This is a genomic window from Planococcus koreensis (genome assembly GCF_004761975.1).
In the GTDB taxonomy this organism is placed as follows: domain Bacteria; phylum Bacillota; class Bacilli; order Bacillales_A; family Planococcaceae; genus Planococcus; species Planococcus koreensis.
The window spans coordinates 1-18,602 of record NZ_RQII01000048.1 but is presented as its reverse complement, the minus strand read 5'-3'; the positions used below and the strand labels follow the sequence as shown (position 1 = coordinate 18,602).

Below are 18,602 nucleotides of genomic sequence, written 5' to 3'. Positions count from 1 at the left end.
TTATCCCTCATTCGTTTCGTCGTCATTTTCTTCAGCACGCGCAATCAATGTCTCAGCTGACATTGCGGATATGACAACGTGGTCGCTGTCCATCACCAAAATCGATCTGGTCTTCTTGCCGCCTGTCGCGTCAACGAGCAAGCCTTTGCTGCGCGCTTCCTGAACCAGCCGTTTGGACGGTGCAGAATCTGGTGTAACGATCGAAACGATCCGATTCACCGACACGGCATTGCCACTGCCGAGAGAAACAAACTTCACCGCTTTTTTCACAGACATCACCGCCACCCATAACTGGTCATTGTTCTTCGTTTTCTATCTAACTGTCTTATTATATCATAATACACCGTGAAAATGATAAGATGGAACAAAACGATTTGAAAGAGGGATTTTTAATGGCATTTGATGGATTATTTACAACAGCGATGACGCGCGAGCTCCAAGGCCTCGTGTCAGGCAGAATTTCAAAAGTTCATCAGCCCAATCAGCTTGAACTGCTTTTGCACATACGCGCGCAAGGGAAAAACCATAAATTATTGATTTCGATCCACCCGTCATACGCTCGCATGCACCTCACCAATATGGCGAACACCAATCCGTCCGAACCGCCGATGTTCTGCATGCTGCTGCGCAAGCACATCGAAGGAGGCGTCATCTCGAGCGTTAGCCAGCACGAGATGGACCGCCTCATCATTTTGAAAATAAAGAGCAAAAACGAAATCGGCGATGACATCGAACGCGAATTGCATGTTGAATTGATGGGCCGCCATTCGAACGTCATCTTAGTAGACGCCGAACGGATGATGATTCTCGACAGCCTCAAGCATTTGCCGCCGAGCGTCAACTCGTTCCGCACAGTGCTGCCGGGACAGCCTTATGTCTTCCCGCCGTCCCAGGATAAAAAAAATCCATTCAGCTCTGCCGCCGAACTCGCCGAGCTCAGCGAATCCGAAATTGTCAGCACTTATGCCGGCTTCTCGCCGCTCAATGCCCGCGAGCTCGTCTACCGCCTCAGCCACACCGAAAGCAAAACCGAAGCGGCCGAGCAGTTCCTCCATGAATTCCGGAAAGAGCAGCCGAGCGGCTATTACGTCGAACAAGAAGGCAAAAGCTTTTTCTCTGCCGCACCTTTGACGCATCTCGCAGCAGGCAGCACGCTCGAATTCCCGACATTGGGCGAATTATTGGACCGCATGTATTACGCCAAAGCGGAACGCGATCGCGTCAAACAGCAAGCCGGCGACCTTGAACGCTGGCTGCAAAATGAAATCACCAAACTTAAAGGGAAATTGAAAAAGCTGAAGAAAGAGCAGGACCAAGCTGAAAAACGCGATCTGCTGCAATTGAACGGCGAGTTGATCATGGCAAACCTGCACCGCATGACCAAGGGCTTGAAAGAAATCGATGCCGAAAACTATTACAACGGCGAGACTGTGGTAATAGCATTGGATCCGCGGAAAACGCCGATCGAGAATTCCCAGAAATACTATTCCCGCTACCAAAAAGCGAAAACAGCCCTTGTGAAAACACAAGAACAGATTGAGAAGACCGAAGACGACATCAATTATTTCGAAACGCTCATGCAGCAAGTCCAGCAAGCCGGCATTTCCGACATCGAAGAAATCCGGGAAGAACTGGCGGAGCAAGGCTTCATGAAAGCGCAGAAATCGAAGAAAAAGAAAAAACCCGTCAAGCCGTCTGTCGAAGCATACGTGTCGAGCACAGGCGTACCTTTCTCAGTAGGCAAAAACAACAAGCAAAACGATTATGTGACATTCAAAGTGGCATCGAAATCCGATACGTGGCTGCATACGAAAGACATACCTGGCTCGCATGTCGTCATCCATTCGAACGATCCGGATGAAACGACGATTCTCGAAGCCGCCACCGTCGCCGCTTATTTCAGCAAAGCACGCGAATCGAGTTCCGTGCCGGTCGATTACACAGAAGTCCGCCAAGTGAAAAAGCCGAGCGGTGCGAAACCGGGCTTTGTCATTTATTTCGAACAGAAAACGGTATTTGTCACCCCTGACGAAGACTTGGTCATCAAATTGAAAAAATAAACAGCGGGCGGGAAGGCTTTCGGGCCTTTCCGCTTTTTTCTATGCTTGCAGAAAAGGAAGTACAACCAGAAAGCTTTTGTTTACATAATAATTATATCGTAATTTATTCTAGGAGCCATTGCCCTGTCCGTCTGAAAATGCTATGTTTTTAAAGGACTTTTCTATTTCAAGCATTTGCATTGGAGGTTTTATCTTTGAACGATATTGAATGGGGGCTCCTTTTTGACCCTCAACTGGCTATAGACTCGCTGCCCTACGTCTTGGGCGGAATCGGCTACACATTATTGATTTCAATCGTCAGCATGGCAATCGGGCTGGTGCTCGGATTTTTCCTGTCACTCGCCAGGACCGCGCCTTACCGTTTGCTGGAATGGCCAGCTCGCTTGTATATCTCGTTCATGCGCGGCGTGCCGATTTTGGTTATCCTGTTCCTGCTGTATTTCGCATTGCCAGTCATCGGCATCCAGTTCACCGCTGTGCAAGCGGCGTTAATCGGCTTTTCCATCAATTCTGCCGCCTATATTGCGGAAGTGTTCCGTTCGTCGCTCGCTTCGGTCGATAAAGGGCAATGGGAATCGTCCCGCGCATTAGGACTGACATATTGGCAGTCGATGCGCCGCATCATTTTGCCCCAATCGGTGCGCATTGCGATTCCACCGCTGTCGAACGTCTACCTCGACTTGATCAAAGCGTCTTCGCTTGCTGCGATGATCACCGTGCCGGAAGTCTTCCAGAAGGCCCGCATCGTCGGAGCCCGCGAATACGATTTGCTGACGCTGCTCATCCTGGTAGCGCTCATTTACTGGGCCATCTGTTCAATCATGACGGTGCTGCAGAATTACTTGGAGAAACGCTTTGAAGGATACCTCTAAGCTACCCGTAAAGAAACGAAAAAAGCCGAGCTTCCATTTCCGGAAGCTCGGCTTTTTCATTTTTAATTTCCTGCAATGTCCCTTTTCGTGAATGCGGTCCAAGCGGCTGCCAGGAAAATGGCGAAATAGATGGCCAGCACCGTAAGTGAAAACGCCAGTGACATGCCTTCGATTATCGGCTCGTTGCCGTTGAAATATTGCTGGAGGTTCGTATTTGCAAACAGGATATATTTCGACCAGCTGTATTGCGACACGAACATGACAAGTGTATTGCCGGCAAACATCAGGAATATCGCCAGGCCGATTGCCATGCCGCTGCTTCGGAAGATCGTCGAGATCATAAAGGCGAACGTCGCCATCATCACCAATGTCACCATGCCGAATCCGTAGCCTAGCAATATCTCCTTGAGAACCGAGGTCTGCTCAAAGCCTGCAGCTGTTTCCTGGACAATCATCGGCGACGCACCGTTCAGCCCGAACAGCAGCGCTCCTACAAGCCAGGAAGCGGCGAGCATCGAAACCAATAACATCAAAGCAAACAACAACACCGATACATATTTGGACAATAAAATCTTGCTGCGTGAAATCGGGCGGATCAGCAACAGCTTGATCGTGCCCCATTTGAATTCATTCGACACGATTCCCGCTGCAATTATGATGGTGAACAAGCTCAACAATGAAGTGAGCGCAGCGTTTTCCAATACATATTCCCAGCCGTCATACGGCAATGGCTTGATATCATTTTCCAGATAATACTCGTTTTTCTGGATGGTAAACGGATTCGAAAACTGCGCAAATTCGTCTTCTTCCATTTCTTTCGCTAGCGCTGCATTTTCTTGCTGCAGTTCCGATTGCCAGTCTGCACCGTATTCTTCCGTCTGAATCCCGGAATCCATAAATTTCGCCAACAGGCCTGCGCCAATGACAATTGCTGCAATAAGCGCAATCATAATCCACGTCGATTTTTTAGCATACAATTTTATCTGTTCATTCCATACCAGCTTTAGGAAATTATTCAATTGCATTCTCTCCAATCAAATCAAAGAATTTATCTTCCAGCGTCGATTGCAGAATCCGCACCCCGTAGACATCCATTCCCCGATTGACGAGGTTTTTCAGAATTTGCGGGATGTCCTCCCGCTTTGCTGAGACAATCAGCTCTTTTTTATTGATGGCAATGGTTTGATCCATTTCGCTTTGCAGATAGTCCTTGGCCATCTCAAGCGGATGCACTTCAATATGTACGTCTTTCAATGCGCTATGGTCTTCCACCGTTTTGACATCTTCGATGGCGATCAATTCGCCTTTTTTAATGATGCCGATCCGGTCGCACATCAATTCGATTTCCGACAATAAATGGCTCGAAACGATGACCGCAACATTTTCTTTTTCAGCCAAATTGCGTATGTATTTGCGGATTTCCCGAATGCCCGATGGGTCGAGGCCGTTTGTCGGCTCGTCTAGAATCAGTATGGATGGTTTATGAAGAAGCGCCTGCGCGATGCCGAGCCGCTGCCGCATGCCCAGCGAATAGCGGCCTGCTTTTTCATGGATGGCATTTCCCAAGCCGACCAATTCAACCACTTCCTTGATCCGTTCTTGAGAAACGCCTTCCGTCATTCGCGCATATTGCTGCAAATTTTTCCAGCCGCTCAGGAATGGGTACATTTCAGGGTTTTCCACGATAGCCCCGACATGGCGGACGGCTTCCTTAAAATTATCTTTGATGCTTTTGCCTTCGATCAGCACATCGCCTTCTGTGATGTCCATCAAGCCGACCATCATCCGGATCGTTGTCGTTTTCCCCGCTCCGTTCGGGCCCAGGAAACCAAAAACTTCTCCCCTTTTGATTTCGAACGTCAGGCCTTTGATGATCGGTTTGCTGCCGATGGTTTTCTTTAACCCGATTAACGTCATCGCTGCTTTTTCAGCCAAATTAAAACCTCCCACACTTTTTTGTTTCCATAGAACTATACGGATGGCAGGTAAGAAAGTTCCCAAAAATGGAAATCAATTTCTAATTTCCTGAATTCATTTCATTGAAAAAAGGCTGGTCCGCTTTTCAGCTCCCAGCCCTTCGACATTTTATAATTTATCGACATAGCGTTTGGCATCAAGCAATGACATGCCGAATTCTTCACGTGCCTTCCTTACTGCCTCAATCGTTTTTCCATGATGCAGTAATTTGCGCAGCTCTTCATTGACCGCAAGTTCTGTTTCCGGCCGTGTACCAACGGCAAGTTCACTGACGCGTTTTTCAAGTGCCTTGATGCGCTTATCGAGGCTGCTGAATAGAAGATATGCACCTAACATGAGCATGGCGAGGACCGGCAAATACCATGTTCCATCCATCTCCTCATCCCCTTTCTGTTTAACGGGACGTTCGCTGCAGCCCATCAGTTCCTTTTTGGTAAAAATGTTCGCGCTCTTCCTGCGGCACCAGAGAACCGCCGGTTGCCCACACGACATGTACGGCATTTGCCATATTCAAGCCTCTTGCTGCTGCGTAGCCCGTGGACAGAATTTTCTGCGGCCCCGGGAATCCGGCCGCTGCGGACGGTTCGATGAACATGTTTTCGCTGTCGGACAAAAGCTTCAGCAATTTGAACAGCTCGCCATCTTCCAATGTGTATGCGCCGCTGACCAATTGTTCGCTGATGCTTGAGGCAAAACTTGATGGCCGTCCGACCGCAAGGCCATCGGCTTCTGTCCGGTTCTCGATGCCGAAATCCTGGACGCAGACCTTTTCCTTTTCTCCCGTCAACAAGCCGATCAGCACGGCCGGCGAATGGGTCGGTTCCGCGAAGAAGCAATGGACTGCATCGCCGTAAACCTGCTTCAAGCCGAACGCGATGCCGCCAGGAGCTCCGCCGACGCCGCATGGCAAATAAACAAAGAGCGGATGCTCCCTGTCGACAATTATGCCTTGTTCCTGCAATTGCGTTTTCAGCCGGACCGCAGCTGTGCTATAGCCGAGGAATAAATGCCGGGATTTTTCATCATCGACAAAATAGGCGGTTGGGTCCTGCTTCGTCGCTTCCCGCCCTTCCGAAATCGCTTTGCTGAAATCACCGCTGCATTCCCGCACCGTTGCGCCTTTCGCCCGCAATAAATCTTTCTTCCATTGTTTCGCATCGTCCGACATGTAGACGGTCGTCTGGAATCCGAGCTTCGCTCCGGCTATTCCGATGCTCAAGCCGAGGTTTCCTGTCGAACCCACACCAAGCGAATAGCCGCTGAAGAATTGCCGAAACCGTTCACTGGCGAATTGGCTGTAATCCTTCGAAGCGTCGATCATGCCCTCAGCCAAAGCCATCTGTTCCGCATGCTGCAGCACTTCGTAAATGCCGCCCCGTGCTTTTACTGAGCCCGCGATCGGCAAATCATTATCACATTTCACGTAAAGTACGCCTTCGATTTCCGCTCCATACTGTGAATTCAATTGTGCTTTCATCCCATCAACGCGCTTCAATGGCGACTCGATGATCCCCCCCTGTGCCGCAGTCTCTGGAAAGGCTTCCGCAATAAATGGCGCAAATCGCTGCCACAATGCTTCTGCGTTTTCCATGTCTTGCCGGTTCACGGCCAACCCTTCCACTTGCGCCATGTCCCGTGCATTTGGATTCAGCCACGTAACTTCCTTAAGCTCTAAAATGTCCTTTAATAATGGGTATCTTTTTTTCCAGCCTTCGATTTCATTCACGTTGAATGCCATAATAATCCCCTTTCTTTTCCATATTGCTTTCATCATACAAGAAGCAGAGCAGGATTTCAGCAAATTATCCGCTATTAGCAATGGATTTTATCCTTTAGCTAGGCGTAAAAGAGAATTTCATGGCCGCTGCGAATGAAAAGAATGGCTTCCTGCTGTAACAGTGAAGATTTTATTTCCACTATTTTCATTTACTTTCCCTGATACTTAAAATACTTTCTGTAAGCACCCATTTACTATCCCTCGATGCTCAGCTATTTCCTCTGAGCCCCAAAAATACTTTCCAACGCCCGAAGCAAATAAAAAAGCCGACCCTCGGGTCAGCTCTTCAATGTACCTGCTTTCAAGTTTTCGTGCCAATCCGCCAGCATCGGCAAATCTTCTTCGCGGATTGCTCCGGAGTCGATCGCTTCTTCCACAAGCGCTGGGAAATTCGTCAAGGTATGGAAGGTGAAGCCTGCTTCGCGGATCGCATCGATCGACTGCGGCAAATCATACGTGAAGATTGCCACGATGCCGAGCACGTCGAATCCGGCCGCTTTCAAGCCTTCAGCTGCCTGCAGCACCGACCCGCCTTTGGAAATCAAATCTTCCACGACGACCACTTTTTGTCCCTTTTCGACTTTGCCTTCGACCATATTGCCTTGGCCGTGCTCTTTCGCTTTCGAGCGCACGTAAACCATCGGCAGCTCCAGCAAGTCGCTGACCCATGCTGCGTGGGGAATGCCCGCTGTAGCTGTACCCGCCACCACTTGGCAGTCCGGGTAAAATTCTTCGATCAGCCCGGCCAAGCCTTTGGCGATTTCTTTGCGCACCGAAGGATAGGACATCGTCAGGCGGTTATCGCAGTAAATCGGCGATTTAACGCCTGACGCCCAGGTAAATGGTTCGTGCGGACGTAATTCGACCGCCCCGATGCTCAATAATTGCCGCGCGATATGCTGTTTCATAATAATCCGCTCCATTCGTTTTTGATTTGGCCATAGCTTGCAGCCGGATTTTCGGATTTCGTGATGGCGCGCCCGACGACGATATGCGTCGAACCTTTGAGCCTCGCCTCTTGGGGCGTTGCAATGCGTTTCTGGTCATCCGCAGCTGCGTCTGCCGGCCGGATGCCGGGTGTCACACGCATGAAGCTTTCGCCGCACGCTTCGCTGATTGCTGCTGCTTCCAGCACCGAGCACACCACACCGTCAAGGCCCGCTTGCTTGGCCTTTTTCGCGTAATGCAGCACCGAGTCGTGGAGGCTCGCAGCAATCAATTGATCGCTGTGCATTTGTTCTTCGCTTGTTGATGTCAATTGTGTGACGGCAATCAGTTTTGTCTCAGAACCTGAAAGCCCGCGCTTTGCGGCTTCCATCATTTCGACGCCGCCTGCCGCATGGACGTTCGTCAAATCGACGCCCAGTTTCGCAAGTCCGCGCATGGCCGATTCGACCGTGTTCGGAATGTCGTGCAATTTCAGGTCCAGGAAAATGTCATGGCCCATCGCTTGATGGTGCGCACCAAGTCCGGGCCTTCCTGGTAGAACAATTCCATGCCCACTTTGACAAATAAAGGCTCATTAAAACGGCTTAAAAATTCCTCCACTTGCTGTTTGCTGGAAAAATCGAGTGCAATGATGGGTTTATTCACAGGCGGTGGCTCCTTCCGACCAATTCTTCGACCGATTCATAGCCGAGGTCGTGCAGTTTTTCCGGCAACGCCGCGATGATTTCCGGGCACACGAACGGATTGACGAAGTTCGCCGTGCCGACTGCGACCGCATTGGCGCCGGCCGAAAGGAAATCGATGACGTCCGTGACGTCCGTGATGCCGCCCATGCCGATGATCGGCAGGTCTGTATGTTTGCGCACTTCGTAGACCATGCGCAATGCAACCGGTTTAATGGCAGGGCCTGATAAACCGCCGGTGATATTCGCAATAACCGGACGGCCTGTTTTTTCGTCCAGGCGCATGCCGAGCAATGTGTTGATCATTGTGATGCCGTCCGCTCCACCTTCTTCGACCGCTTTGGCAAGCTGCACGATGTCGGTGACGTTCGGCGATAATTTGACATAGACTGGCACCGACGACACGTCTTTCACGGCGCGCGTCAAGGCACGCGCAATGTTCGGATCCGTGCCGAATGTGATGCCGCCTTGCTTGACGTTCGGGCACGAGATATTCAATTCCAGTGCATGGACGTTCGGCGCACTGGAAATCGCCCGTGCGACTTCGACGTAATCTTCCGTTTGCGATCCTGCGACATTGGCAATGATCGAGGTGTCGTATTGTTCGAGCCAAGGCAGTTCCGAAGCCATGACTTTCTCCAAGCCGGGATTCTGCAAACCGATGGCATTCAGCATGCCGGAGCTTGTTTCCGCAACACGTGGCGTCGGATTGCCGAGGCGCGTTTCAGCGGTTGTCGCTTTGATCATAATGGCGCCAAGCTGGGATAAATCATAAAGCTGTGCGTATTCCTTGCCGAAACCGAAGCAGCCGGAAGCTGGCATAATCGGGTTTTTCAGATTCAGCCCTGGCAAATTCACTGTTAAATTCGTCATACAATCACCACTCCCGCAGGAAATACAGGACCATCCGAACATACTTTGATGTAATCCGTTTCGCTTTTCGTTGTCCGGCAGACGCAGGCGAAGCATGCACCGATGCCGCAGCCCATCCGTTGTTCATAGGACAGGAATCCTTGCTTTTCCGGATACGCCCATTGCACCGCTTCCAGCATCGCAGTCGGCCCGCAGCTGTAATAGGTGTCGAAATCCTTCGGCAATTCGTTGAGGATATGCGTCACAAAGCCTTGTGTGCCGTGGGAGCCGTCGACGGTCGCAATATGCGTCTCGCCAAGGGCCTTGAATTTTTCTTCATAAAAAACCGCTTCTTTGCTTTCAAAGCCCAGGATATGGACGGTTTCAACGCCTTTGGCATTCAATTCCTTCGCCAGCTGATACAGCGGCGGCACGCCGATGCCGCCTCCGATCAAATAGGCTTTGGCCTTTGCGGCATCGACATCAAAGCCGTGGCCCAGCGGTCCGAGCACATCAATGGTGGCGCCGACCGCTTTTTCTGCCAACAGGCTGGTCCCGCGCCCTTCGGAACGGTAAATCATCGTGAACTGGGATTCTTCCCGGTTGATTTCCGCGATGGAAATCGGGCGGCGCAGCAGCGGTTCAAACGAATCCGCTACCCGGATGTGGACAAATTGCCCGGGTTCTTGCATGTCCTGCACCAAATCGCCTTTGACAATGAGTTCGAAAATGTTGCGGGCAATCTGCTGCTGCGAGACGACGACCATTTTCTCTTGTCTGATCATACACCTGCCCCCATTTCTTCAGCTGAGAATGTCATCGATTCGATGACGCCGAGCATCGCGCGTGCGGTATCAAGCGACGTCAGGCAAGGCACGCCGTTTTCCACGGATTCGCGGCGAATGCGGAAGCCGTCGCGTTCCGGCTGCTTGCCTCTCGTCAAGGTGTTGATGACGAGCTGTGCGCGGCCGTTTTGGATCGCATCGACCAAAGTCGCGCCTTGTTCGCCGATTTTGCCGATTTCCTTGACGCGGATGCCGGCTTCTTCAAGCGTTTTCGCTGTTCCTTCTGTCGCCATGATCTGGTAGCCGATCGCCGTGAAGCGTTTCGCCAGGCCAACCGCCTCTTCTTTGTCTTTATCGGAAACTGTCATCAATACGGTGCCGTGGTCTTTGATTTCCATGCCTGCTGCGACTAGCCCTTTGTACAGCGCTTTTTCGAGCGTTGCGTCTTTGCCCATGACTTCCCCGGTCGATTTCATTTCCGGTCCGAGCGTAATGTCGACGCGGCGCAATTTCGCGAACGAGAATACCGGCACTTTGACGTAAACGCCTTTCGACAATGGTGCGAGCCCCGGCTTATAGCCTTGGCTGACAATCGACTGGCCGAGTATCGCTTTCATGGCAATGTTCGCCATCGGAATGGCGGTGATCTTGCTCATGAACGGCACCGTCCGGCTCGAGCGCGGATTCACTTCGATGACGAAGATCTCACCGTTCGAGATGACATATTGGATGTTCAGCAAGCCGACAATGTTCAAGCCTTTCGCCAGGCGCGTCGTATAATCGACCAATGTGTCGAGCAATTCATCCGAAATGTTCTGCGTCGGATAAACCGCGATCGAGTCGCCGGAATGGACGCCCGCGCGTTCGATGTGTTCCATGATGCCGGGAATCAAGACGTTTTCACCGTCTGATATAGCATCTACTTCGATTTCAATCCCCGTCAAGTAGCGGTCGACCAAGACCGGATGTTCCGGGCTCGCTTCAACGGCATGCTCCATGTAATGGCGCAAATCCGCTTCGTTGTAGACGATTTCCATCGCGCGCCCGCCCAGGACGTATGACGGTCGGACAAGTACCGGGTAGCCGATGTCGCCGGCAATGATGACGGCTTCCTGCGCAGATACCGCGGTTTTGCCCAAGGGCTGCGGAATGCCGATTTCGTGCAGCGCTGCTTCAAATTTATTGCGGTTTTCAGCACGGTCCAGATCTTCAAGAGACGTTCCGAGAATCTGCACGCCGTGCTGTTCAAGCTTTTCAGCCAAGTTGATAGCGGTTTGCCCGCCGAATTGGACGACGACGCCTTTCGGCTGTTCGATTTCAATGATGTGCATGACATCTTCGACCGTCAACGGCTCGAAATACAATTTATCGGAGATCGAGAAATCGGTCGAGACGGTTTCCGGGTTGCTGTTGATGATGATGGCTTCATAACCCGCTTCTTTAATCGCCCAGACCGAATGGACGGTGGCGTAATCGAATTCGACCCCTTGGCCGATGCGGATCGGGCCGGAACCGAGGACGATGATGCTTTCCTTGTCCGTTTTCACCGATTCGTTTTCGTCTTCGTAGGTGCCGTAGAAATAAGGCGTTTCGGATTCAAATTCAGCGGCGCACGTATCGACCATTTTGTAGACAGGCATCAAGCCTTGCTCTTTGCGCCATTCATAGACTCTTTCAGCGGAAGTTTCCCACAGCATCGCGATCGTCTTGTCTGCAAAGCCCATGCGTTTCGCTTTTTTCGCAGTCGCAAAATCGAATGGATTGCCTTTCAATACTTCCTCATAGCGGACGAGGTTCTCGAACTTCTTCAGGAAGAATAAATCAATTTGGCTCCAATCGTGGATTGCTTCAATCGTCACACCGCGGCGCAATGCTTCACCGATAAAGAACAAGCGCTCATCGCCGGCGCGCCGGATGCGCTTCTCGATCCATTCGTCGCTCATGCCGTCGCCGTTCTTCAATGCCAAGTGGAACTGGCCTGTTTCCAGCGAGCGAACAGCTTTCATGATCGCTTCTTCAAACGTGCGGCCCATCGCCATAACTTCGCCAGTCGCTTTCATTTGCGTGCCGAGGTTGCGTTTTGCCGATTCGAATTTATCAAACGGCCAGCGCGGAATTTTAGCGACCACATAGTCGAGTGCCGGTTCGAAAGCGGCATATGTGCGGCCCGTCACCGGGTTCATCATTTCATCCAGCGTCAACCCGACGGCGATTTTTGCCGCAAGCTTCGCAATCGGGTAGCCTGTCGCTTTTGAAGCCAAGGCAGACGAACGGCTGACCCGCGGATTCACTTCGATGATGTAGTAATTGAAGCTGTCCGGATCGAGCGCGAGCTGCACGTTGCAGCCGCCTTCGATTTTCAGCGCCCGGATGATTTTAAGCGACACATTGCGGAGCATCTGGTATTCCCGGTCCGACAGGGTCTGGCTCGGTGCGACAACGATCGAGTCGCCTGTGTGGATGCCGACCGGATCGATGTTTTCCATATTGCACACGACGATCGCAGTATCGTTGGCGTCGCGCATCACTTCATATTCAATTTCCTTAAAGCCGGCAATCGATTTTTCAAGCAGGCATTGCGTGACCGGGCTGTATTTCAAGCCGCTAGTAACGATTTCCTGTAAATCTTCATCATTGTGGCAAATGCCTCCACCAGTGCCGCCCAGCGTAAATGCTGGGCGTACAATTACCGGATAGCCGATTCGCTCAACAAATGTTTTCGCTTCTGCCATGTTGTGGATGATGTCAGAATCCGGAACCGGTTCGCCCAGTTCGTTCATCAAGGTGCGGAACAAGTCGCGGTCTTCCGCTTTATGGATTGCTTCCAGTTTCGTACCCAGAATTTCGATTTCCAGCTCTTCAAGAATGCCCGACTCGTCCAGCTCGATTGCCATGTTCAGGCCTGTTTGCCCGCCCAATGTCGGCAGCAAAGCGTCCGGCCGTTCTTTGCGCAAAATGCGGCTGACAAATTCAAGCGTGATCGGTTCAATGTACACTTTGTCTGCAATTTCCGTATCGGTCATGATCGTCGCCGGATTGGAGTTGATCAGGATGACCCGGTAGCCTTCTTCTTTCAATGCTAAACAGGCTTGAGTACCTGCGTAATCGAATTCTGCTGCTTGTCCGATGACGATCGGCCCCGATCCGATCACCAGAATGCTTTTGATATCTTGTCTTTTAGGCATATTGCTGCTCCTTTCGGTTTGCGCTCATCAGTTCGATAAAACGGTCAAACAGGTAATTCGAATCTTCCGGTCCTGGCGAGGACTCCGGATGGTATTGCACAGTGAATGCCGGGTAATCCAAATGCGCCAGCCCTTCATTGGTGCCGTCGTTCAGCGCGCTATGCGTCACTTTCAGGCGCGTGCCCTGCAGCGTATCTTCATCAACCGCGTAGCCGTGGTTCTGTGAAGTGATTTCCACTTTGCCGGTCGTCAAGTCCTTGACCGGATGGTTGCCTCCGCGGTGGCCGAATTTCAATTTAAACGTATCCGCTCCGCAAGCGCGGGCAAACAGCTGATGGCCCAAGCAGATTCCGAAAATCGGCACCTGACCAATCAATTCGCCGACCACTTCCACACATTCCGGAACGTCTTTCGGATCTCCCGGCCCGTTTGACAGCATGACGCCGTCCGGCCCCCACGCCATGATTTCCTTCGATGGCGTATTGTAAGGTACGACGATGACGTCGCAATCACGGTTGTTCAGTTCCCGCAGGATGCCGTGCTTCATGCCGTAATCGATGAGCACGACGCGCTTGCCGCGCCCCGGGCTTGGGTAAGGGCGAGCCGTTGAAACTTGCGCCACTTGATCATGCGGCAAAACGGTTTGCTGCAGTTTTTCCACCACGTCACTGACGTTCACTTCTTCATCCGCTGCAGTTAACACACCCTTGATCGATCCTTTCGAACGAATCAGGCGCGTCAGTTTGCGCGTGTCGATTCCGGCGATTCCCGGTATGCCTTTGCGCTCGAACAACTCATTTAAAGTCGAATTGCAGCGGAAGTTTGACGGGAAATCCGCCACTTCGCGCACCACCATGCCTTTGACTGCTGGCTCGATCGATTCGAAATCATCACTGTTGATGCCGTAATTGCCGATCAACGGATAAGTCATCGTGACGATTTGGCCGCAATAAGAAGGATCCGACAAAATTTCCTGATAGCCCGTCATGCTCGTATTGAACACCACTTCCCCGACCGATGCTTCTTTGCCGCCGAACGCTTCCCCTTCAAACACCGTTCCGTCTTCTAAGATCAAATAACGTTTCATAGGTTTTTTTCCTCCTGCCAAGCGATTTGTCCTTCGAATATTGTCATGACCGGCCAGCCTTTGCATGCCCAGCCGCCGAATGGCGTATTCTTTCCTTTCGATAAAAAGGCATTTACGTCGATTGGCTGTTCTTTCTCAAGATCCAGCAGCACCAAGTCGGCGCTTTGCCCTTCTTCAATTTTTCCGTACGGCAAGCCGAATGTTTCACATGGTTTTTTCGTCATCCAGTCAATCAGCTGCTGGAGCGTCCATTTGCCGGTTTCGACGTAATGCGTGTACAGCAGCGGAAACGCCGTTTCTAAGCCGACGATGCCAAACGGCGCTTTTTCCATGCCGTTCGACTTTTCTTCCAGCGTATGCGGCGCATGGTCCGTTACGATAAAGTCGATTGTGCCGTCAAGCAATCCTTCGTGCAGCGCCTCGACATCTTCCTTGGCCCGCAGCGGCGGATTCATTTTCCAGTTGGCGTCATCTCCCGGGATGTCATCTTCGCTGAGCAGCAAGTGGTGCGGGCATACTTCGGTCGTCACATGGACGCCTGCGCGCTTTGCATTGCGGATGATGCGCACCGATTCCTTCGTCGACACGTGGCAGACGTGGTAATGTGCGCCGGCCGCTTCAGCAAGAAGGATGTCGCGTGCGATGTGGACCGATTCCGCAACCGACGGAATGCCCTTCAGCCCCAATTCCTTGCTGCGTTTGCCGTCGTGCATAACGCCGTCGTAGATCAGGCTATTGTCTTCGCAATGCGCGACAACCGTCATGCCGATTTTTGCTGCATCCTGCATCGTCTCAAACATCATGCCCGCCTGCTGGATTCCGACGCCGTCATCCGTAAACGCGAACGCGCCGTTTTCTTTCAGTTCAGTCAAGTTCGTGCGTTCTTTCCCTGCTTCGCGGATCGTGATCGAAGCGTACGGCAAAACCCGGATAAGCGCATTTTTCTCGATCAAGTTATTGACGAGCTGAAGGTTATCTTTCGTGTCCGGCACAGGCCGTGTATTCGGCATGGCGCAGATCGTCGTGTATCCGCCTTTTGCCGCTGAATGTGTGCCGGTTTCGATTGTTTCTTTCCCTTCGCCGCCCGGTTCACGCAAATGCACATGAACGTCTACAAACCCTGGTGCGATCATCCGGCCATTGCCGTCTATTTCTGTTTCCCCTTGCGAAGCCAATCCGCTTCCGATTTCAGCGATTTTGCCGTCCGCCACCCTTATATTCGTTAAAGCCATTTCGCCTTCTGTCAGCATGTTTACGTTTTTGATGAATAAATCCATTCTCAATCTCTCCCTTTCATTGCGTATTCAAGCACGGCCATCCGGACATAAACGCCATTGGCCATTTGTTTGAAAATCCGTGAACGTTCGCATTCCACCAGGCTGTCTGCAATCTCGACGCCGCGGTTGATCGGCGCCGGGTGCATGATGATCGCCGAATCTTTCATTTTCCGTTCCCGTTCCAAGGTCAAGCCGTATTTCTCATGGTAATCTTCTTTTGAAAACAAAGCTGAAACGGCATGCCGTTCGTGCTGGACGCGCAGCATCATGACGACGTCTGTGTCGCTGATGAAATCGTCGAGTTTTTCAGAGGTCTGGTAATCTCCGCTCCATTCTTCCGGGCAGATAAAGGACACTTTTGCACCCAGCTTTTCAAGCGCAGAAGCATTCGATTTGGCTACGCGGCTATGGGCGATATCCCCGACAATTGTAACGTGGATGCCTTCGATGCGGCCGAATTCCTGGTGAATCGTCAGCAAGTCCAGCAATGACTGCGTCGGATGCTGCCCCGAACCGTCCCCGCCGTTGATGACCGCAACGCTGCAGCCCACCAGCTCTTCGTAATAGGCTTCTTCTTCGTGCCGGATGACGACCGCGTCGACGCCGATCGCTTCGAGCGTCTTCACCGTGTCGTATAAGGTTTCGCCTTTCAGGATGCTGGAAGCTGCTGTTTCAAAAGGCAGCACGGTCATGCCCAGCTTGTGTTCAGCCATCTCAAAGCTCATCTTCGTCCGGGTGCTCGGCTCAAAAAACAAATTGACCGCCGTACCTGCTTGCACGCTCCGCGCCCCTTTTTCGAATTCATCCGCCCGCTTCAGCAAAGCCATGATTACTGCGTTGTCCATATTGTCCATGCTCAATACATTCGGCACATCATTCCACTCCTTTGGTTAAAAAAAACGCCTTCCCAGGAGCAGGAAGGCGTGAGGAAAAAAGCGCAGTCTGTGCCCTTTTCCACTTCCCTTTCCATGCCTCTCTGGACATTCATTAAAAGGTGTTTATTCAGATTCAAAATCGATTTCTTGTTTGACGCGCCCCGGCAAGATCAAATTCAGCAAGACGCCGATGATTGCAGCGAGCGCCATTCCTTCGATCGAGAACGTTTCACTGAACTCGATTTTCGCTCCGCCGATCCCGATGACCAGGATGACTGACGAGATGACCAAATTCCGTTTTTCGCCGAAGTCGATTTTATTGTCGACCAGCATGCGCAAGCCCGATGAAGCGATGATGCCGAACAGCAGGATGGAAATCCCGCCAAGCACTGCGGCTGGAATCGTTTCGATTGCCGCCATCAGTTTGCCGAAGAAGGAGAAGAGAATGGCGAACACGGCAGCGCCAATGATGACGTAGATGCTGTAGACCCTTGTGATAGCCAAGACGCCGATGTTTTCGCCGTACGTGGTTTTCGGCGGTCCGCCGACCAATGAAGACACAAGCGTTCCAAGTCCGTCACCAAGGATCGAGCGGTGAAGCCCCGGGTCTTTTATGTAATTGCGTTTGACGATTTTCCCAAGAACGAGCTGGTGTCCGATGTGTTCTGAAATCGTGACAATGGCAATTGGCACCATGATGAACAGCAATGTCGGTGTTACCGTGAAGCTGTAATCGATGCCAGGCAACAGGAAGTCTGGTACCTGGAACCAGCTCGCTTGGCCGATCACCGTATAGTCGATGATGCCGATGGCCGCTGAATATGCGTAGCCGACGATGATGCCGATCAGAATCGGCATCAAGCTGATAATGTTTTTGAAATAAAGATTGCAGATAATCGCTGTGGCCAATGTCACCAGCGCCGCTGAGAAATGCAGCATGCTGTATGCGGAGCCGCCATCCGCTGTCGGGATGTTCATTGCCATTCCAACCGCAGTGCCCGATAAGGCTAACCCGATGACGATAATGACAGGGCCGACGACAATCGGCGGCAGCAGGTCCATGAGCCAGCGGTAGCCGGTCTTCCAAATGAGCAGCGCGGTCAAAGCGTACACCACCGAGACGAACATGGCGCCGATCATGGCTGATCCGATGCCCCCGGTTTCCGTCGCGATTGTTATCGGCACGATAAACGCGAATGATGAGCCAAGATAAGCCGGCACTTTAAACTGGGTGATGAGGATGAAGATGATGGTTGCGATGCCGCTTGTCAAAAGTGCGATCGCCGGGCTCAGGCCTACGAGTTTCGGAACCAGGATTGTCGCTCCGAACATAGCGAACATATGCTGCAGGCTCAAGGAGATCCATTGGGCCGTTTTCGGTTTGTCTTGTACATCCAATATTGCTTCAGTCACAGTCAATTCTCTCCAATCCTATTCGTGTATTGCTACGCGGTCGCTGCCGTCGCTTTCCATCATTTGAACGACAATGCGTTCGTTGCTTGAGGTCGGGATGTTCTTGCCGACGAAATCGGCGCGGATTGGGAGTTCCCGGTGGCCCCTATCGATCAGCACCGCCAATTGGATCTGTGCCGGGCGCCCGAGGTCCATGACCGCGTCCATCGCAGCCCGCACGGTGCGTCCTGTGTATAGCACATCATCCACCAGTACGACTTTTTTGTTCGAGATGTTGTGCGAGATATCCACTTGCTGGACAAGAGGTTCCTTGTTCTGGTTTTTGACGCTTAAGTCGTCCCGGTAAAGCGTGATGTCCAGTTCACCGGTCATGATCGGCTTGCCTTCAATCTGTTCGATCCGCTCAGCCAGCCGCTTTGCGATGAATGCGCCCCGCGTTTTGATGCCGACGAGCACACACTCGTCGATGCAGTGACGAACTTAGCGGAACGCTACGAGTTCGGCGAAGTGGGCCGTGCGCTCTATAACTTCATCTGGGATGATTTCTGCGACTGGTACATCGAGATGGCGAAGTTGCCATTATACGGCGAAGACGAAGACGCTAAGAAAATGACGCGTTCGGTTCTGGCTTACGTACTCGACAATACAATGCGCCTCTTGCATCCGTTCATGCCGTTCATCACGGAAGAAAATCTGGCAGAACCTGCCGCACCAGGGCGAGTCGATTACAATCGCCGCTTGGCCGACAGTGGATGATTCATTGACCAACCAAAGCGAGTCCGCCAATATGAAATTATTGATGGACATCATC

15 protein-coding genes and 3 pseudogenes are annotated in these 18,602 nt (G+C 51.8%); 3 read left to right on the top strand and 15 right to left on the bottom strand.

Annotated features, from left to right (window positions below):
* The gene (locus EGV91_RS11195; RefSeq protein ID WP_135503758.1) at positions 1–276 is read right to left on the bottom strand and encodes an extracellular matrix/biofilm biosynthesis regulator RemA family protein; all 276 of its coding nucleotides are present in this window, start codon (positions 274–276) and stop codon (positions 1–3) included.
* A gap of 116 nt (positions 277–392) precedes the next feature.
* Here EGV91_RS11195 and EGV91_RS11190 point away from each other — a divergent pair, with 116 nt between their 5' ends.
* Positions 393–2,060, top strand: coding sequence for an Rqc2 family fibronectin-binding protein (locus EGV91_RS11190; RefSeq protein ID WP_135503756.1), 1,668 nt, complete (start codon positions 393–395; stop codon positions 2,058–2,060).
* Positions 2,061–2,254: 194 nt separating this feature from the next.
* Positions 2,255–2,932: an amino acid ABC transporter permease gene (locus tag EGV91_RS11185; protein ID WP_135503754.1), complete on the top strand. Its 678-nt coding sequence runs from the start codon at positions 2,255–2,257 to the stop codon at positions 2,930–2,932.
* 62 nt (positions 2,933–2,994) lie between these two features.
* Here the strand turns inward: EGV91_RS11185 and EGV91_RS11180 are convergent, their stop codons facing one another.
* The 14 genes and pseudogenes from EGV91_RS11180 to pyrR all read right to left on the bottom strand — a co-directional run.
* Positions 2,995–3,951 carry an ABC transporter permease gene (locus EGV91_RS11180; RefSeq protein WP_135503752.1) on the bottom strand — a complete coding sequence of 319 codons (957 nt, stop codon included), beginning with the start codon at positions 3,949–3,951 and terminating at the stop codon, positions 2,995–2,997.
* Positions 3,944–4,849: an ABC transporter ATP-binding protein gene (locus EGV91_RS11175; protein WP_135503865.1), complete on the bottom strand. Its 906-nt coding sequence runs from the start codon at positions 4,847–4,849 to the stop codon at positions 3,944–3,946. Before EGV91_RS11175 ends, EGV91_RS11180 begins: the two co-directional genes overlap by 8 nt.
* 168 nt (positions 4,850–5,017) lie before the next feature.
* Positions 5,018–5,284 carry a hypothetical protein gene (locus tag EGV91_RS11170; protein WP_135503750.1) on the bottom strand — a complete coding sequence of 89 codons (267 nt, stop codon included), beginning with the start codon at positions 5,282–5,284 and terminating at the stop codon, positions 5,018–5,020.
* 19 nt (positions 5,285–5,303) lie between these two features.
* Positions 5,304–6,647: a D-serine ammonia-lyase gene (locus tag EGV91_RS11165; RefSeq protein WP_221300761.1), complete on the bottom strand. Its 1,344-nt coding sequence runs from the start codon at positions 6,645–6,647 to the stop codon at positions 5,304–5,306.
* Positions 6,648–6,964: 317 nt separating this feature from the next.
* Entirely contained in the window at positions 6,965–7,594 is a 630-nt protein-coding gene (pyrE, locus tag EGV91_RS11160) for an orotate phosphoribosyltransferase (protein ID WP_135503748.1), read from the bottom strand.
* Positions 7,591–8,234: pseudogene (gene pyrF / locus EGV91_RS11155) on the bottom strand (orotidine-5'-phosphate decarboxylase). Before pyrF ends, pyrE begins: the two are co-directional and overlap by 4 nt.
* A gap of 41 nt (positions 8,235–8,275) precedes the next feature.
* Positions 8,276–9,190 carry a dihydroorotate dehydrogenase gene (locus EGV91_RS11150; protein WP_135503746.1) on the bottom strand — a complete coding sequence of 305 codons (915 nt, stop codon included), beginning with the start codon at positions 9,188–9,190 and terminating at the stop codon, positions 8,276–8,278.
* The gene (locus EGV91_RS11145; RefSeq protein ID WP_135503745.1) at positions 9,187–9,954 is read right to left on the bottom strand and encodes a dihydroorotate dehydrogenase electron transfer subunit; all 768 of its coding nucleotides are present in this window, start codon (positions 9,952–9,954) and stop codon (positions 9,187–9,189) included. Before EGV91_RS11145 ends, EGV91_RS11150 begins: the two co-directional genes overlap by 4 nt.
* Positions 9,951–13,139: a carbamoyl-phosphate synthase large subunit gene (gene carB, locus EGV91_RS11140; protein ID WP_135503743.1), complete on the bottom strand. Its 3,189-nt coding sequence runs from the start codon at positions 13,137–13,139 to the stop codon at positions 9,951–9,953. The genes EGV91_RS11145 and carB overlap by 4 nt, the downstream gene beginning before the upstream one ends.
* A complete protein-coding gene (locus EGV91_RS11135; protein ID WP_135503741.1) occupies positions 13,132–14,226 on the bottom strand; it encodes a carbamoyl phosphate synthase small subunit in 1,095 nt (364 codons plus the stop codon). The genes carB and EGV91_RS11135 overlap by 8 nt, the downstream gene beginning before the upstream one ends.
* On the bottom strand, positions 14,223–15,503 hold the full coding sequence (locus tag EGV91_RS11130; protein ID WP_135503739.1) for a dihydroorotase: 1,281 nt from the start codon (positions 15,501–15,503) through the stop codon (positions 14,223–14,225). Before EGV91_RS11130 ends, EGV91_RS11135 begins: the two co-directional genes overlap by 4 nt.
* Positions 15,504–15,505: 2 nt before the next feature.
* Positions 15,506–16,375, bottom strand: a complete 870-nt coding sequence (locus EGV91_RS11125) for an aspartate carbamoyltransferase catalytic subunit (RefSeq protein ID WP_135503737.1) — start codon at positions 16,373–16,375, stop codon at positions 15,506–15,508.
* Positions 16,376–16,501: 126 nt separating this feature from the next.
* Entirely contained in the window at positions 16,502–17,791 is a 1,290-nt protein-coding gene (locus tag EGV91_RS11120) for a solute carrier family 23 protein (protein ID WP_135503735.1), read from the bottom strand.
* 18 nt (positions 17,792–17,809) lie between these two features.
* Positions 17,810–18,259: pseudogene (gene pyrR, locus EGV91_RS11115) on the bottom strand (bifunctional pyr operon transcriptional regulator/uracil phosphoribosyltransferase PyrR); the annotation flags it as partial.
* On the opposite strand from pyrR, the pseudogene EGV91_RS11110 reads away from it, so the two are divergent.
* Positions 18,254–18,602, top strand: a pseudogene (locus tag EGV91_RS11110) (class I tRNA ligase family protein); the annotation flags it as partial. The pseudogenes pyrR and EGV91_RS11110 overlap by 6 nt on opposite strands.

What these genes read in the sequence shown, in the direction of transcription:
- EGV91_RS11195 (WP_135503758.1), bottom strand. Translation starts at nt 276, where the DNA reads ATGTCTGTGAAAAAAGCGGTGAAGTTTGTTTCTCTCGGCAGTGGCAAT.
- EGV91_RS11190 (WP_135503756.1), top strand. Translation starts at nt 393, where the DNA reads ATGGCATTTGATGGATTATTTACAACAGCGATGACGCGCGAGCTCCAA.
- EGV91_RS11175 (WP_135503865.1), bottom strand. Translation starts at nt 4,849, where the DNA reads ATGACGTTAATCGGGTTAAAGAAAACCATCGGCAGCAAACCGATCATC.
- EGV91_RS11170 (WP_135503750.1), bottom strand. Translation starts at nt 5,284, where the DNA reads ATGGATGGAACATGGTATTTGCCGGTCCTCGCCATGCTCATGTTAGGT.
- EGV91_RS11165 (WP_221300761.1), bottom strand. Translation starts at nt 6,647, where the DNA reads ATGGCATTCAACGTGAATGAAATCGAAGGCTGGAAAAAAAGATACCCA.
- pyrE (WP_135503748.1), bottom strand. Translation starts at nt 7,594, where the DNA reads ATGAAACAGCATATCGCGCGGCAATTATTGAGCATCGGGGCGGTCGAA.
- EGV91_RS11150 (WP_135503746.1), bottom strand. Translation starts at nt 9,190, where the DNA reads ATGACGAATTTAACAGTGAATTTGCCAGGGCTGAATCTGAAAAACCCG.
- EGV91_RS11145 (WP_135503745.1), bottom strand. Translation starts at nt 9,954, where the DNA reads ATGATCAGACAAGAGAAAATGGTCGTCGTCTCGCAGCAGCAGATTGCC.
- carB (WP_135503743.1), bottom strand. Translation starts at nt 13,139, where the DNA reads ATGCCTAAAAGACAAGATATCAAAAGCATTCTGGTGATCGGATCGGGG.
- EGV91_RS11135 (WP_135503741.1), bottom strand. Translation starts at nt 14,226, where the DNA reads ATGAAACGTTATTTGATCTTAGAAGACGGAACGGTGTTTGAAGGGGAA.
- EGV91_RS11130 (WP_135503739.1), bottom strand. Translation starts at nt 15,503, where the DNA reads ATGGATTTATTCATCAAAAACGTAAACATGCTGACAGAAGGCGAAATG.